At 64.2% G+C, this 13632-nt stretch carries 15 protein-coding genes; 10 read left to right on the top strand and 5 right to left on the bottom strand.

All coding sequences use genetic code 11. The annotated features are described in order from the left end of the window. Positions 1–1098, bottom strand: a 1098-nt coding sequence (locus tag VMR39_RS21560; protein WP_325418949.1) for an AMP-binding protein, incomplete at its 3' end; no start/stop codon positions are given. 153 nt (positions 1099–1251) lie between these two features. On the opposite strand from VMR39_RS21560, the gene VMR39_RS21555 reads away from it, so the two are divergent. Both VMR39_RS21555 and VMR39_RS21550 read left to right on the top strand, forming a co-directional pair. Beyond that, positions 1252–2013, top strand: a complete 762-nt coding sequence (locus tag VMR39_RS21555; protein WP_325418947.1) for an SDR family NAD(P)-dependent oxidoreductase — start codon at positions 1252–1254, stop codon at positions 2011–2013. Between the two features lie 14 nt (positions 2014–2027). After that, positions 2028–2792, top strand: coding sequence for a ThuA domain-containing protein (locus VMR39_RS21550; RefSeq protein ID WP_325418945.1), 765 nt, complete (start codon positions 2028–2030; stop codon positions 2790–2792). A gap of 92 nt (positions 2793–2884) precedes the next feature. Here the strand turns inward: VMR39_RS21550 and VMR39_RS21545 are convergent, their stop codons facing one another. The 3 genes from VMR39_RS21545 to VMR39_RS21535 are packed head-to-tail and all read right to left on the bottom strand — an operon-like array spanning position 2885 to position 4761. Continuing rightward, on the bottom strand, positions 2885–3250 hold the full coding sequence (locus VMR39_RS21545; RefSeq protein WP_325418943.1) for a Rieske (2Fe-2S) protein: 366 nt from the start codon (positions 3248–3250) through the stop codon (positions 2885–2887). A 47-nt stretch (positions 3251–3297) separates the two neighbouring features. Continuing rightward, positions 3298–3648 (bottom strand): EthD domain-containing protein, encoded by a 351-nt coding sequence (locus VMR39_RS21540; protein ID WP_325418941.1) that lies wholly within the window; start codon positions 3646–3648, stop codon positions 3298–3300. Between the two features lie 3 nt (positions 3649–3651). After that, positions 3652–4761 (bottom strand): acyl-CoA dehydrogenase, encoded by a 1110-nt coding sequence (locus tag VMR39_RS21535; RefSeq protein ID WP_325418939.1) that lies wholly within the window; start codon positions 4759–4761, stop codon positions 3652–3654. Positions 4762–4951: 190 nt separating this feature from the next. Here VMR39_RS21535 and VMR39_RS21530 point away from each other — a divergent pair, with 190 nt between their 5' ends. The 7 genes from VMR39_RS21530 to VMR39_RS21500 all read left to right on the top strand — a co-directional run bounded on the left by VMR39_RS21530 (position 4952) and on the right by VMR39_RS21500 (position 12234). After that, positions 4952–5824 (top strand): helix-turn-helix transcriptional regulator, encoded by an 873-nt coding sequence (locus VMR39_RS21530; RefSeq protein ID WP_325418937.1) that lies wholly within the window; start codon positions 4952–4954, stop codon positions 5822–5824. Between the two features lie 164 nt (positions 5825–5988). Beyond that, complete coding sequence (locus VMR39_RS21525; protein WP_414712570.1) at positions 5989–6396, top strand: Zn-ribbon domain-containing OB-fold protein; 408 nt, start codon at positions 5989–5991, stop codon at positions 6394–6396. Positions 6397–6399: 3 nt separating this feature from the next. Next, positions 6400–7545: a thiolase family protein gene (locus tag VMR39_RS21520; RefSeq protein WP_325418935.1), complete on the top strand. Its 1146-nt coding sequence runs from the start codon at positions 6400–6402 to the stop codon at positions 7543–7545. Positions 7546–7550: 5 nt separating this feature from the next. After that, complete coding sequence (locus VMR39_RS21515; RefSeq protein ID WP_325418933.1) at positions 7551–8759, top strand: acyl-CoA dehydrogenase family protein; 1209 nt, start codon at positions 7551–7553, stop codon at positions 8757–8759. Positions 8760–8783: 24 nt separating this feature from the next. After that, positions 8784–9746 carry a thiamine pyrophosphate-dependent dehydrogenase E1 component subunit alpha gene (locus VMR39_RS21510; RefSeq protein ID WP_325418931.1) on the top strand — a complete coding sequence of 321 codons (963 nt, stop codon included), beginning with the start codon at positions 8784–8786 and terminating at the stop codon, positions 9744–9746. Positions 9747–9762: 16 nt separating this feature from the next. Next, on the top strand, positions 9763–10779 hold the full coding sequence (locus VMR39_RS21505; RefSeq protein ID WP_325418929.1) for an alpha-ketoacid dehydrogenase subunit beta: 1017 nt from the start codon (positions 9763–9765) through the stop codon (positions 10777–10779). A gap of 6 nt (positions 10780–10785) precedes the next feature. Continuing rightward, on the top strand, positions 10786–12234 hold the full coding sequence (locus VMR39_RS21500) for a dihydrolipoamide acetyltransferase family protein (protein ID WP_325418927.1): 1449 nt from the start codon (positions 10786–10788) through the stop codon (positions 12232–12234). A gap of 3 nt (positions 12235–12237) precedes the next feature. Here the strand turns inward: VMR39_RS21500 and VMR39_RS21495 are convergent, their stop codons facing one another. Next, entirely contained in the window at positions 12238–12837 is a 600-nt protein-coding gene (locus tag VMR39_RS21495) for a TetR/AcrR family transcriptional regulator (RefSeq protein WP_325418925.1), read from the bottom strand. Positions 12838–12946: 109 nt separating this feature from the next. Here VMR39_RS21495 and VMR39_RS21490 point away from each other — a divergent pair, with 109 nt between their 5' ends. Next, entirely contained in the window at positions 12947–13522 is a 576-nt protein-coding gene (locus tag VMR39_RS21490) for a hypothetical protein (protein ID WP_325418923.1), read from the top strand. Positions 13523–13632 lie beyond the last annotated feature (110 nt).

Below are 13632 nucleotides of genomic sequence, written 5' to 3'. Positions count from 1 at the left end.
CGCCTGCGACCGGATCGCGATCTCGCCAACGTGGCCGCGTGGCAGTTCATGGCCTTCGGTGTCGAGGATGCAGATCTCGACGCCCGGCAGGGGCAGGCCGACGCTGCCCATGCGGGCATTGCCGTTCACGTCATGATCCTGCGGCGGCAGACCGGTGATGGTACCCGCCGTCTCGGTCATGCCGTACATTTGTGCGAAACCGCAGCCGAAGACGGCGATCGCCTGCCGCAGCAGGTCGAGCGGGATGGCCGAGCCGCCATAGCAGATGGTTTCGAGAAAGCTGAAATCGGTGTCCGCCGCCTTGGGATCGTCGCACATGATGCGCAACGCGGTGGGGACGATCATCAGCTTGGTGATGCGATAGCGAGCGAGCAGGTCGAGCACCTGATGCGGGTCGAATTCGCGTACGATGACGGCCTTCGCGCCGTGCTGGAGCGACCAGAGGCCCCAGCCCGATCCGCTGATGTGGAAGATCGGCATGGCGACCAGCGCCACGTCCGCCGCGCTCCAGCGATACCAGTCGGGAAGCGCATCGGCCGGCACGGAATCCCGAAGGCCGAGCAGGCTGCGGTTGGTGAGCATCGCGCCCTTGGGATGACCGGTGGTGCCCGACGTGTAGAGTTGCAGGACGACATCGTCACGGTCGCCGTCTGCGCGGGGATCGTCGGGCGCCTGCCGGTCGCGCCAGTCGGTAAAAGGGTCGCCCTTCCCTTCGGTGAGGAGGATCGGGCAGGCTGGCGCAGGATCGAGCCGGAAACGGAAATCGGGATCGGCGACCAGCAGGGCGGGTGCGCAGTCCTGGAGGACATAGGCGACTTCCGGCGGGGCGAGCCGCCAGTTTACGGGGACGAGGACCATGCCGGCGCGGATCGCGCCCAGCCAATATTCAAAATAGAGGTCGCTATTCCTGCCGAGCCAAGCGACGCGCGTTCCGGGTTTCAGGCCCATGGCGATGAGGCCGTTGGCGACCTGACTGGCATGGCGGTCGAGATCGGCATAGCGGGTTTCGCGCCCTTCGAAGACGAGCGCGACGGCATTGCTCCGCCCGGCCGCCTGATCCCGCAGATGGTCGCCGATCGTCTTCCCACCGCCTGTCATGCGCATCCGTCCTCCTGTTCCTTTGGTCCTTCTTAGGCGATCCTTTCCGCTTCGCATGCCTGTCAATTATGTGGGGACTGACGAAATCGTCAGTGCCGATATGTGGCGCGAACCCTATGCTGCCGATCAAAGCCATGCGAGCAGGAGAGTGCGATGGATCTGGGACTGAAGGGCAGGAAGGCGATCCTGATCGGCGCCAATGCGAGCGTCGGGCGCCATGCTGCGGAAATATTGGCGCAGGAAGGGTGCCATGTCGCCCTGTGCGGTCGCACGCAGGAGAAGGTCGATCGCGTGGTCGCGACGGTCGAGGCGGCCGGCGTGACGGCGTTCGGCGAGGCGGTGGATGCGAGCGACGCAGTGGCGCTGCCTGCCTTCATCAAGGAAGCGGCCGGCGCGCTCGGCGGCTGCGATATCTTCATTTCCTTCGTGTCGACCAATCCGGGCGTGGACAGCGACGAAGGGTGGCAGGCGGTGATGAATGCCGACATATTGCCGCTGTCGCGCGGAATCCGGGCGGCGCTGCCCTTTCTTCAGCAATCGGATGCGGGGTCGATCGTCACCCTGTCGTCCACTGGCGCGGTCGAGGATTTCATGGGGCCGCAGCCCTATAATGCGCTGAAGGCGGCGGTGATCAACTACAGCCATGCGCTGGCGCAGAAACATGCGGTCGAAGGAATCAGGGTCAATTGCCTGATCCCCGGCCCGATCTACACCGACGACGGGCCGTGGGTAGCGATCAGGAACGCCATGCCCGACTTCTATGACGGCATCGTCGCGCAGATCCCGATGGGGCGTATGTGTTCGGGCGAGGAGATCGGCAAGGCGATCGCCTTCGTCGCGTCGCCCGCCTGCCGGTTCCTGACCGGGGCCAGCCTGGTCGTCGACGGCGCCTTTACCAAGCGCGTCCAGTTCTGAGTCGGGAGAGAAGGATGAGCGAGGACAGACCGGCCCGGATCAACTGCGTGCTGATCGCGGGCGGCCTCTATCATGATTTCGATCATGCGCGGCTGGAGCTGTTGAAGCTGCTGGGCGAAGACCCGCGCGTGCGAACGCGCGTGTTCGAGGATTATGCCAATATCGACGCGATCCGGGTCGCCGATTTCCTGATCACCTATACCTGTGACGTGGTGCCGCCGCTGGAAGTGCAGGAAGCGCTGCGCGATTGGGTGAAGGGCGGCGGCCGATGGTATGCGCTGCATGGCACCAATTCGGTGCTGCGGCTGTTCGACAACGGCCTTTACGGCAGTCCGCGCTGGGCGCCGCTGATGATGGAGACGCTGGGGTCGCAGTTCATCGCGCATCCGCCGATCGCGCCCTATCGCGTGACGGTGGCCGATCCCGGTCATCCGCTGACGCAGGGCGTGGAACCGTTCGAGACCACCGACGAACTCTATCTGATGGAGCGGCATGGCGATCTGCATGTGCTGCTGGACACCGAGTTTGCCGGGGAGGCAACCGGGTTCGACGAGCAGAATTGGGCGCAGGACCGGCATCCGGTACTTTACATCAAGGCGCAGGGCGAAGGCGCGGTGCTCTATAATACGCTCGGCCATTGCCGGGGACATTATGACATGCAGCCCTTCCTCGACTGGTGGCCGCAGGTCGATCGCTGCGCCTGGGATCTGCCTGTGTTTCATGAATTGCTGCGGCGGGGGATCGCCTGGGCGAAGGAGGGGAAGAAGGCGGAGGGGTAAGGACTGTCTCCGTTCGTTTCGAGCCCAGTCGAGAAACGTGAGCATCGCGCCACCTGCTCCTCGACTGCGCTCGAAGCGAACGGGAGAGGTCGTTAAACCAAAGGCGCGACCGGCAGATGCTCGGCGCCGGGGGCGTAGTCCGGCACGGACACCTCGATCCAGCCGTCGGCGTCGACGCGCAGGTCGAAGCGCATCAGGGATTTGTAGCCCGTCGCGCCCATGCATTCGCCATTGTCCAGCTTGAAGCGCGCGCCGTGTAGCGGGCACATGATCGATCCGCGCCGCACCCGCCCGTCGGGCGCGAGGGCCGCCGCCTGATGGGTGCAGCGGTTGATGAGAGCGTGCAGTTTTCCTTCGTCGCGCGCGATCAGCACCGGCCAGCCATCCACGACGAAGGCCTGGAGCGAACGGTCGGCAATGTCGTCGCCCTTGACGACCCGATGGTAGTTATCAGTCACGCTATCGTCCCTGATTGAAGAGATCCGGAATATTTCTTGGTTTACCATCAATTCTGCATCCTGCTTTCGCATTCGTCGACAGTGAAGGACAAGATGGCATCACGATCGAACAGTCGCTCCTCATCCTCGACGATTTCCCGCGCTACGGCCGGCTCGGCCAGCATGGCGAGGCAATGGTCGTGCGCCGCCCGATCGGCGAATGTGATTTCCATGACGACATCGAAATCGGGCAAGACGGCATCCGGCGCGATCGACGCGACATAACGGCGCACATAACGCAGCGCATGGCCGGCCAGCACCCGTTCCCCGATGCGCCGGTGGTGGGTTTCATAATGGTCGCGAAAGGCCTCGGGCGTCATCCCGGCCTTGCGCTTGAGCAGGGTGATGCGGGTGAACATGGGTCAGGCCGCCGCCGTCAGTTGCACATAATGGCGCAGATCCCAGTCGGCGTCGCCGAGCAGGGCGGCGAGCAGCATGGTGCGCTTGAACGCCTGCCCGACCATCAGTTCCTCGGTGGTGCCGATGCCGCCATGCAGTTGCACCGCTTCCTCGGCGACCTTCATGGCGCAGCCGCTGATATAGGCTTTGGCGCCGATGATCGCGGCATGGGCCTCCAGCGTGCCGGGCGCCTGGGCGGCGGCGCGGTAAAGCTGGGAACGGCTGAGTTCGACCTTGGCATAGCCTTCGGCGAGGCGATGCTGCACCGCCTGGAAACGGCCTATCGGCTGGCCGAATTGCTGGCGGGTCTTCACATAATCGACCGTCGCGTCGAACATATGCCCCATCAGGCCCAGCATTTCGGCGATAATGGCGAGGCGGGCCTGATCCAGCACCGAGTCCAGCACGGATGCGCCCTGCGGCAGCAGGGTCGCCGGCACATCGGCAAATTGAATGTCACTGGCAACCGAGCCGTCAACCAGCCGATAATCGGTGCGGGTGATGCCTTGAGCCGCGGCATCGACGAGATAGACGCCCGTCGCGTCTTTCTCGTCCGTTGCGGTGACGAGCAGCAGATCGGCGAAACCGCCGCCAATCACGCAGGTCTTGGCGCCGCTGACGCGCACGGCGTCACCTGCCGCACGCGTCTGCGGCCGGGTTGCCAGGAAGCGCGCGCCGCGTTCCAGATGGGCGAGCGCGGGTAGCGACAGGCCGGCGATGATGGGGGGCAGAAGGTCGGCCTTCATCGCGTCCGATCCGCTACGATCGATCAGCGTGGCGGCTGTCAGGATGACGGGCAGGAAGGGTTCGGTCGCGACGCCGCGGCCCAACGCCTCCGCCACGGTGATAAGTTCGACCGCGCCGCCGCCAAGACCGCCATAGTCTTCCGAAAAGGGCAAAGCGAGCAGGCCCGTTTCCGCAAGGATGGTCCAGCCCTTTATCGAAAAGCCCTGCGGTTCGGCAACGTAGGACAGGCGGCGCATCGGATCGTAGCGGTCGGCCACGAACCGTTCTACCAGATCGCGCAGCAGGGTCTGCTCCTCATTGAGATCGAAATTCACGATGCCTGCCACCTCTCCAGCATGGGGTTCACGCCGATCCGGCGCGCCTTACGATGTTAAAGCATTGTGAGATTGCTCCAGCCGACTGCATTTTCCGATAGGATCGCAGAAATGCGGGCTTTTCTGATGCTTCCGACACCTAGCGCTAGTCATAGGTTTTGAACACTTGTCTAAGTATCTGCGCAGGCGTAACGTTCGTTCCATGGAGAGAACAGACGACTCATTCGTCGCCTGTATGGACGCTGTCGACCAAGAGAGCATCAGCCCGGTCGATCTGAAGTCCCGCAGGCAGGGCACCACCTTCATCGCGGCGGTCGACGATGTTCGACCTGCGGCGGAAGCCATACGGGACTTGGCGAGAGAGCTGAGCAATTTCCGTGTCGCCGCCTGCGCCAACATCGCATCCAAGACGCCGATGACCGATGCCGATGGAAACGCGCTCGCGTCCTCCATATTCGGCTGGCCTGGATCGAAGGACCAGTGGTGGAAGAAGCCGCTGCTGGCGCTCAGTTCCCCCCTCACCTTCGCGTGCCGCTATGAAAGCGAGCCTTTCTGGATCAATGCGCAGGGCATTCATACGCGCGCGCCCAATCCCCTTCTCGACCAGATCGACCTGTCGCATTTCAGAGACGAAGTGAATGCGGATTCCGTCATCGTCATCCCTATCCACCTGCCCTTTGGTCAGATCGGCGTGGTCAGCTTTTCGCCCATCGACGAAGGCCGCAGCGACCTGTCACGCGAGTTCGAGCTGTACGCCGACATATTGGAATATCAGAGCCGCCGCTTCATCAACGGCTATTCGCGGGTGATGAGCCAGCGGCCGTGGATTCCGCGCAACTGCCGCCTGTCGAAGCGCGAGGTCGAATGCCTGCGCTGGGCGGCGCTGGGCAAGACCGATGTCGAGATCGCGATGATCCTTGCCCGCAGCTGCGCCACGGTGCGATTCCATATCCACAATGCCGCGACCAAGCTGGAGGCGGTAAACCGCAGCCAGACGGTCTTCAAGGCGACGCAGCTCGGCTATCTGGGCAGTGTCGCGGCGGTTAGTTCCTGCCCATCGCATCACCACGCCTGACCCATTGAACAGCTTCTCCCCCCTCAGCCTCCGTCCTTTCCGGACGGAGGTTTTTTCTGCCTTTCCAAAAACATGGGAAGAAATCCACGAACCTATTCTTTCTTACAGAAGCCAGCGCCTGACAGTCTTTCCATAGTCGGATCATGGAAGGGAGAGGCGCATCCATGCCGGATATGGTCGACATTGCCGCAGGGCTGTTTGTAGCCGAGCCGCAGCCCGCGCTGATCGGCGGACAGCATCGGGAGACGGGCAGGATCGTTTTCCCCCGCCCTGACGGCAACGCGGATTATGAACCGGTGCCACTGCCGAGGCGCGGCACGCTCTGGTCATGGACGGTCCAGCGCTTCCGGCCCAAAAGCCCGCCCTATGCCGGCCCGGAAGAGTTCACGCCGTTCGCGGTCGGCTATGTCGAGCTGCCCGGCGCGGTGATCGTGGAAGCGCCCTTTACCGATGTGGCGTTCGAAGAGCTGAAGATCGGCATGGAGATGGAGACGGTACTCGTCCGGCTCAACGTCGATGCGCAGGGGCGGACGATCCGCAGCTTCGCCTTCGCGCCGGTCAGGGAGGGTTGAACCATGGCGGACGTCTTCATCGTCGGCATCGGCATCCACCCCTTCGGCCGGACCGATGGGCTGTCCGGGCTGCAACAGGGCGCCTTCGCGATCCGCGAGGCGCTGGCGGATGTGGGGCTGGACTGGAGCGACATGCAGTTCGGCTTCGGCGGGTCCGACAGCAGCGGCAGCGCCGACACGATGGTCAATGAAATGGGCCTGACCGGCATTCCGATCATCAATGTCCGCAATGGCTGCGCGACCGGCGGATCGTCGCTGATCGGGACGTGGCAGGGCATCGCGTCGGGCCAATATGATCTGGGCGTCGCCTTCGGTTATGACAAGCATCCGCGCGGCGCGTTCAACGCCATGCCCGCCCAATATAGCCTGCCCGACTGGTATGGCGAGGCGGGCATGATGGTGACGACGCAATTTTTCGCCATGAAGCTGCAACGCTATATGGCGCAACATGGGATCAGCCATGAAGCGCTGGGCCGGGTGGCGCAGAAGGCGTTCGACCATGGCGTCCACGCGCCCCATGCCTGGCGACGCAGCCCGGTCGATCTGGCCACGATCCTGACCAGTGCGATGATTTCCGACCCGCTCACCAAATATATGTTCTGCTCGCCTGCCGAGGGTGGCGTGGCGCTGATCCTGGCGAGCGAGAAGAAGGCGCGGGAACTGGGGCGGGCGAGCATCCGGATCAAGGCGGCGGTCACGCGCACGCGGCCGCCCGGATCGTTCGAGGTCTTTTCCCCCAGCCTGTCGATCGAGCGCGGCGGCGCGCCGACCCTGCTGGCGTCGGCGGCGGCGTTCGAAATGGCCGGCATCGGTCCGGAGGATATCGACGTCGCGCAATTGCAAGACACCGAGTCCGGTGCCGAGATCATGCATATGGCCGAAAATGGCTTCTGCAAGGATGGCGAGCAGGAAGAATGGCTGGCGGAAGGATGGAGCCGGATCGACGGCCGCCTGCCGATCAATAGCGATGGCGGCTGCCTGGCCTGTGGCGAGCCGATCGGCGCGTCGGGACTGCGGCAGGTCTATGAGAATGTCGTGCAGTTGCGCGGGGCCGGCGAAGGACGCCAGGTGCCCGGCGATCCGCGCACGGCCTACACCCATGTCTATGGCGCGCCGGGCATTTCCGGCGTCACCATATTGGAACGATAAGCGAGATGGACTTGCATTTCACCCCAGAGGATGAGGCGTTCCGCCAGAGCGTGCGGGACTTTCTCGACACCCATCTGCCGCAGCGCCTGCGCGAAGGGATGGCGGCGACGCCGGGCGTCTTCGTCGAACCGGACATCGGGCAGGAATGGCAGCGCATCCTGCATGAGAAGGGCTGGCTGGCCTATAACTGGCCGGTGGACTGCGGCGGGACGGGCTGGACGCCGGTGCAGCGCTATATCTTCGAGAAAGAATGCGCGCTGGCGGATGCGCCCAGCCTTCCCGTGCTGAGCCTCAAATTGCTGGGGCCGGTCATCGGCCGCTTCGGCACGGCGGAGCAGAAGGCGCGGATATTGCCCCGCATTCTGGATGGCAGTGACTATTGGTGCCAGGGCTTTTCGGAGCCGGGGTCAGGATCCGATCTTGCCAGCCTGAAGACCCGGGCGGAGCGGCGCGGCGACCATTATATCATCAACGGCCGCAAGCTGTGGACCACCCATGCCCATCATGCGAACAGGATCTTCTGCCTCGTCCGCACCGACGCGCAGGCCAAGGCGCAGGCCGGGATCAGTTTCCTGCTGGTCGACATGGACCAGCCGGGGGTCGAGGTGCGGCCGATCAAGGGGCTGGCCGGCGACCATGAGGTCAATGAGGTGTTCCTGGACGATGTCGTGACGCCCGCCGACAATCTGGTGGGGGAAGAAGGCATGGGCTGGACCATCGCCAAATTCCTGCTGGAAAATGAGCGGGGCGGCGCCTGCCATGCGCCCAAGCTGTTGTCCGACATCCAGAAATTGCGACGCAGCGCGGCGGCCGAACCCAATGGCGAAGGCGGGACCATGACGGACGATGCCGCCTTCATGGCCGACCTCGCCCGGATCGAGCTGACCGCGCAGGCGCTGGAGATGACGGAACTCAGGGTGCTGGCCGAACTGGCCAAGGGACTGCCGCCGGGGCCGCAGACGTCGCTGTCGAAGATGATCGCCTCCACCCTGCGCCAGCAGGTCGACGGCATGGCGGTGCGGCTCTACGGCTATGCCGGGCTGGAGCTGGAGCCGCGCCGGCCGCTCTATGGCGAAGGCGCCCCTGCCCCGGTCCATGGCAAGGCCGCGCAACTGGCCGCGCCCCGTTATCTCAACAGTCTGGCCTGGACCATCTTCGGTGGCACCAACGAGGTCCAGCGCACCATCATCGCCAAGACCGTCCTGGGTCTTTGACACCCGGACATTGAGGAGAGAGACATGCAACTCAGCCGCGACGCCCTGATCCGGGCCTATCGCCAGATGAAGACGATCCGCCTGTTCGAGGAGCGTCTGCACGACGAGATCGCGCTGGGCGAGATTGCGGGCTTCACGCACCTTTATGCCGGGCAGGAAGCCTGCGCCGTCGGCGTGTGCGAGCATCTGGGGCCGACCGACTATATCATTTCCACCCATCGCGGCCATGGCCATTGCATCGCCAAGGGGTGCGATGTGATCGCGATGATGAAGGAAATCTACGGATCGCGCGACGGCCTTTGCAAGGGCAAGGGCGGGTCTATGCATATCGCCGATGTGGGCGTGGGCATGCTGGGCGCGAACGGCATCGTCGGCGCGGGTGCGCCGATCGCGGTGGGCGCAGGGATCAGCGCCAAGAGCAATGGCACCGTCTCCATCGCTTTTTCGGGCGACGGGGCGTGCAACCAGGGCACGACGTTCGAGGCGATGAACATGGCGGTGGTGCTGAAGCTGCCGGTGATCTTCGTGTTCGAGAATAATCATTATTCCGAACATACGGGCGAAGCCTATGCCGTGGGCGCGGAGAGCATGACGGCGCGGTCGGCCGCCTTCGGCATGAAGGCGATCAAGGCGAACGGCATCGATTTCTTCAGCGTCTACGAAGCGATGCGCGAGCTGATCGAATGGTGCAAGGCGGGCAACGGCCCGGCGTCGATCGAACTGGATTGCGAGCGTTTCTACGGCCATTTCGAGGGCGATCCGCAGCGCTATCGCGGCGAAGGCGAACTGGACCGCATCCGCGAGGAGCGCGATTGCCTGAAGACATTTCGCACCAAGGTGACGGAGGCGAAGCTGCTCGACGGCGCGGACCTCGACGCGGTGGATGCGGAGGCCGCCGCCCTGATCGACCGGGCGGTCGCGGAAGCGAAGAGCGCGCCCCGGCCCACGCCGCAGGACGTCCTGGAAGACGTCTATATCAGCTACTGACGCAGGGGATCGAGACATGGCAGTGAAGATGATCCGCGACGTCATTCGCGACACGATCGATGCGGAAATGGCGCGGGACGACAGCGTCATCATGCTGGGCGAGGATATCGTCGGCGGCAATGGTTCGGCCGGGGGGCCGGAAGCGATCGGCGGCATATGGGGCACGTCGGGCGGGCTATGGGCCAAATATGGGCCAGATCGGGTGATCGACACGCCCATCTCCGAAAGCGCCATCATCGGCGCGGCGGCGGGTGCGGCGCTGACCGGCAAGCGCGCCATTGCCGAGATCATGTTCGCCGACTTCATCGGCGTGTGCATGGACCAGATCTGGAACCAGGCGGCCAAGTTCCGTTACATGTTCGGCGGCAAGTCCAAATGCCCGCTGGTGATCCGCATGCCCTATGGCGGCGGCTATAATGCCGCGCCCCAGCACAGTCAGTCGATCCACCAGTTCGTCACCGCCATGCCGGGGCTGAAGGTGGTGATGCCGACGACGCCCGCCGATACCAAGGGGCTGCTGGCGCAGGCGATCCGGGATGACGATCCGGTGATCTTCCTGGAGCATAAATTCCTCTATGCGGTGAAGGGCGAGGTGCCGGACGAGGATTACACCATCCCCTTCGGCCATGCCCGGCATGTGACCCAGGGCGACGATGTCACCATCCTGGCCACCGGCATGATGGTGAGCCGCGCCGAACAAGCCGCGCAGACGCTGGCCCAGGACGGGATCGGTTGCGACCTGCTGGACCTGCGCACCACCAGTCCGCTGGACGAGGAAGCGATCCTCGACAGCGTCGAGCGGACCGGCCGGCTGCTGATCGTGGACGAGGCGCCGCCGCGCTGCTCCTTCGCGACCGACCTGTCGTCGCTGGTGGCGCAGAAGGCATTTGCTTCGCTGAAAGCACCGATCGAGATGGTGACGGCGCCGCACAGCCCGGTGCCCTTCGCCCGCGAAATGGAGGCCGCCTACCTCCCCACGCCCGAGCGGATCGAGGCGGCGGCGGTGAAACTCCTATCCTGGCGGCGGGGATAAGCGACCATGGCCAATCTGCGCGCATTCGCCATGCCCAAATGGGGCATAGAGATGACCGAGGGCGTCGTCGCCGAATGGATGGTGACGCCGGGCGTACCCTTCAAGAAGGGCGACCTGATCGCACTCATCGAGACCGACAAGATCACCAATGAGGTCGAGGCCGAGGCCGACGGCATGTTCCCGCGCCTGCTGGCGGAGAAGGGCGGCACCTATCAGGTGGGCGCGCTGATCGCAGTGCTGGCGGGCGCCGACGACGCGCCGAGCGACAGCGAAGTCGACAGCTTCATCGCCGCTTACAAACCGGGCGAAGGCAAGGGTGCGGCCAAGGCGGAGGCTGCTGCGTCGCCGCCTCCACCAGCCAGAGCCGTAGCCGCTGCTCCGGCAAAGGCGGCGATCAGCATTGCAGCAGACGCACATATCAGCCCGATGGCGCGCGCCTTCGCGGAAGACCATGGCGTCGATATCGGTGGCATCACCGGATCAGGACCGAAGGGGCGCATCACATTTCAGGATGTGCAACAGGCGAGCCTGCCGCCGATATCGGCAGGGGGTGGCGCTGCGGTGGACCCGACGCCGGTCGGCAACCAGCTGGGTGAGGTCTTCGCCAGTCCGTTGGCGAAGCGGCTGGCGGTGCAGCATGGCGTGGCGCTGACGGGCCTGACCGGCACCGGTCCGCGCGGACGCATCTGCAAGGCGGACGTGCTGGGCAAGGTCAAGCCAGTCGAGGCGCCGCCCGCCACTGCGTCCGCGGTCGCCTTCGCCCGTCCGGCGGCAGGGACGAGCGAGATCGTCAAGATGTCGCCGATGCGCAAGGCGATCGCCAGGGCACTGAGCCACAGCAAGTCGACCATCCCGCATTTCTACCTGCGCTCGAAGATACGGATCGACGCGATATTGGGGCTGCGGGCGCAGGCCAGGGCGGCGACCGGCGAAGCGCCCAGCATCAACGACTATATCGTGCGGGCCTGCGCGCTGGCGCTGGTGCGCCACCCGGACGTGAATATCCAGGTCCATGGCGAGGAGATTCATCGCTTCGCCAATGCGGACATTGCCGTGGCAGTGGCAACCGACAAGGGGCTGATCACGCCGATCGTAAAGGGGGCCGATACCCTGTCCGTCGCGGCCATCTCGCGAGAAGTGAAGGCGCTGGCGGAAAAGGCGCGGACCGGCAAGCTGCAACCCGAGGAATTTCAGGGCGGCAGTTTTTCGATCAGCAATCTCGGCATGTTCGGGATCGACCAGTTCGATGCGATCATCAACCCGCCACAGGGCGCAATCCTGGCCGTGGGTGCGGGATCGCGCCAGCCGATCGAAATCGGCAATGCGCTGGCCTTTGCCACGATCGTGGAAATGTCGCTGTCGTGCGATCACCGCGCCATCGATGGCGCGGTGGGGGCCGATTTCATGCGGACGCTGAAAGGGTTGATCGAAGAACCGACATTGCTGACCGGATGATCGTCAGGCGTCTGCCTGCGCGGCGGCCAGAGATTCGCGGACGCGGGCGAGCGCGACCTCGATCGGTTCCTTTTCCCCCATCAGGGCGAAGCTGCCATTAATGTCGAACACGCAATGGCCATGGACCGTCGCCACCAGCGATCGGGCAAGCCGGGGCGCCTGTTCCCGACATTCTGGCGGCAATAGGGCGGCGACTTCGGCGACGACCACCTCCGTCAACTGCGCGCGCAGGCGATCATCCTCCTCCGGCAGGGCCGTGTCCGTCGGGAGATGATGGTCGTAGATCGCCGTCCAGGCATTGCGATTGGCGCGGGCGAAGCCGAAATAGCCCTCCACCAGCGAACGGATCCTGTCGTCCCCGCCCTTGTCCAGCGCGGCGCGGATGTAGTCGGTCCAGATCTGGAAAGTCCGCGTGTTGATGGCGATGATCAGCCGATCATAATTGCCCATCACGTTGTAGAGCGTGCCGATCGAATAGCCGATCCGCTTGGCGACCTCCCGCGCGGAAAAGCGCGCGAAGCCGACATCGGCCATATGCTTGTGCCCTTCGACAACGAGCATGGCTTCCAGCTCTTTGCGGCTGTGGTCGGAGCGTCTTCCCATGGCGGATTCCTACAGATCAGCCTCCAAAATGTACAGCGTCCAATTTTTTATTGAACACCGATAAATTAATTGCTAGATCGTGCGATCGAAGGATTGCGCAGGAAAAGCCATGGACAGCACATCATCCAATGAAGGCCAGGACTGGCCGCTGCGTATATGGGGGCTGACCCTGCTTGGCGGGCTAAGCGGGCTGCTGATCTACGGGATCACGCGGCCCGACCGGTTTGGAAGCAACATGGACGGCGCGCAATGGCGCATGGCGATCGCCACCTTCTTCGGCGTCGGCGCCCTGTTGCTGGGCTTTCTGGTGGAGCGCAGCCGCCTGCACTGGAGCGCCGCCTTTGCCGGGGTGGGGGGCCTGCTGGTAGCGTTGACCATCTATTGGAACGGGCCGTTCGACAGCGATATCGGCGGCGAGCCATGGCGGATCGCCTGTGCGATGCTGAGCGTCGCCATCGCCGCGCCGCTGTTTCAGGGCTGGCGCGATGCGCAGGGCGCCGGGGAACGCCGGCGCTGGGCCATTCCCTATGCCGATGCCTATCGTCATGCCTGGACCAATGTCGTGCTGTGGTTCGCGGCATGGACGTTCGTGGCCGTGTGCTGGGCAATGGCATTGCTGCTGGGCGAACTGTTCCGCCTGATCGGCATCCGGCGTTGTCGTCCCAGAACTTGCCCAGTGAATTGAAGGGCGTGCGCGCACCGGTGTTCTGTGTCCACAGGCGGTCGGAGATGTTGCGCAGTTGAGCCTGGGCCACCACGTCCAGGAAACGATACTGCTTGTCGACCTTGAAGTTC

This window comes from Sphingobium sp., assembly GCF_035511395.1.
Classification (GTDB): domain Bacteria; phylum Pseudomonadota; class Alphaproteobacteria; order Sphingomonadales; family Sphingomonadaceae; genus Sphingobium.
The sequence above is the reverse complement of the archived record's forward strand: the minus strand, read 5'-3'. Positions and strand labels throughout refer to the sequence as shown.

Excerpts from the sequence above, each read along its gene's own strand:
- VMR39_RS21555 (WP_325418947.1), top strand. The coding sequence starts at position 1,252 with ATGGATCTGGGACTGAAGGGCAGGAAGGCGATCCTGATCGGCGCCAAT.
- VMR39_RS21550 (WP_325418945.1), top strand. The coding sequence starts at position 2,028 with ATGAGCGAGGACAGACCGGCCCGGATCAACTGCGTGCTGATCGCGGGC.
- VMR39_RS21540 (WP_325418941.1), bottom strand. The coding sequence starts at position 3,648 with ATGTTCACCCGCATCACCCTGCTCAAGCGCAAGGCCGGGATGACGCCC.
- VMR39_RS21530 (WP_325418937.1), top strand. The coding sequence starts at position 4,952 with ATGGAGAGAACAGACGACTCATTCGTCGCCTGTATGGACGCTGTCGAC.
- VMR39_RS21525 (WP_414712570.1), top strand. The coding sequence starts at position 5,989 with ATGCCGGATATGGTCGACATTGCCGCAGGGCTGTTTGTAGCCGAGCCG.
- VMR39_RS21520 (WP_325418935.1), top strand. The coding sequence starts at position 6,400 with ATGGCGGACGTCTTCATCGTCGGCATCGGCATCCACCCCTTCGGCCGG.
- VMR39_RS21515 (WP_325418933.1), top strand. The coding sequence starts at position 7,551 with ATGGACTTGCATTTCACCCCAGAGGATGAGGCGTTCCGCCAGAGCGTG.
- VMR39_RS21510 (WP_325418931.1), top strand. The coding sequence starts at position 8,784 with ATGCAACTCAGCCGCGACGCCCTGATCCGGGCCTATCGCCAGATGAAG.
- VMR39_RS21505 (WP_325418929.1), top strand. The coding sequence starts at position 9,763 with ATGGCAGTGAAGATGATCCGCGACGTCATTCGCGACACGATCGATGCG.
- VMR39_RS21500 (WP_325418927.1), top strand. The coding sequence starts at position 10,786 with ATGGCCAATCTGCGCGCATTCGCCATGCCCAAATGGGGCATAGAGATG.
- VMR39_RS21495 (WP_325418925.1), bottom strand. The coding sequence starts at position 12,837 with ATGGGAAGACGCTCCGACCACAGCCGCAAAGAGCTGGAAGCCATGCTC.
- VMR39_RS21490 (WP_325418923.1), top strand. The coding sequence starts at position 12,947 with ATGGACAGCACATCATCCAATGAAGGCCAGGACTGGCCGCTGCGTATA.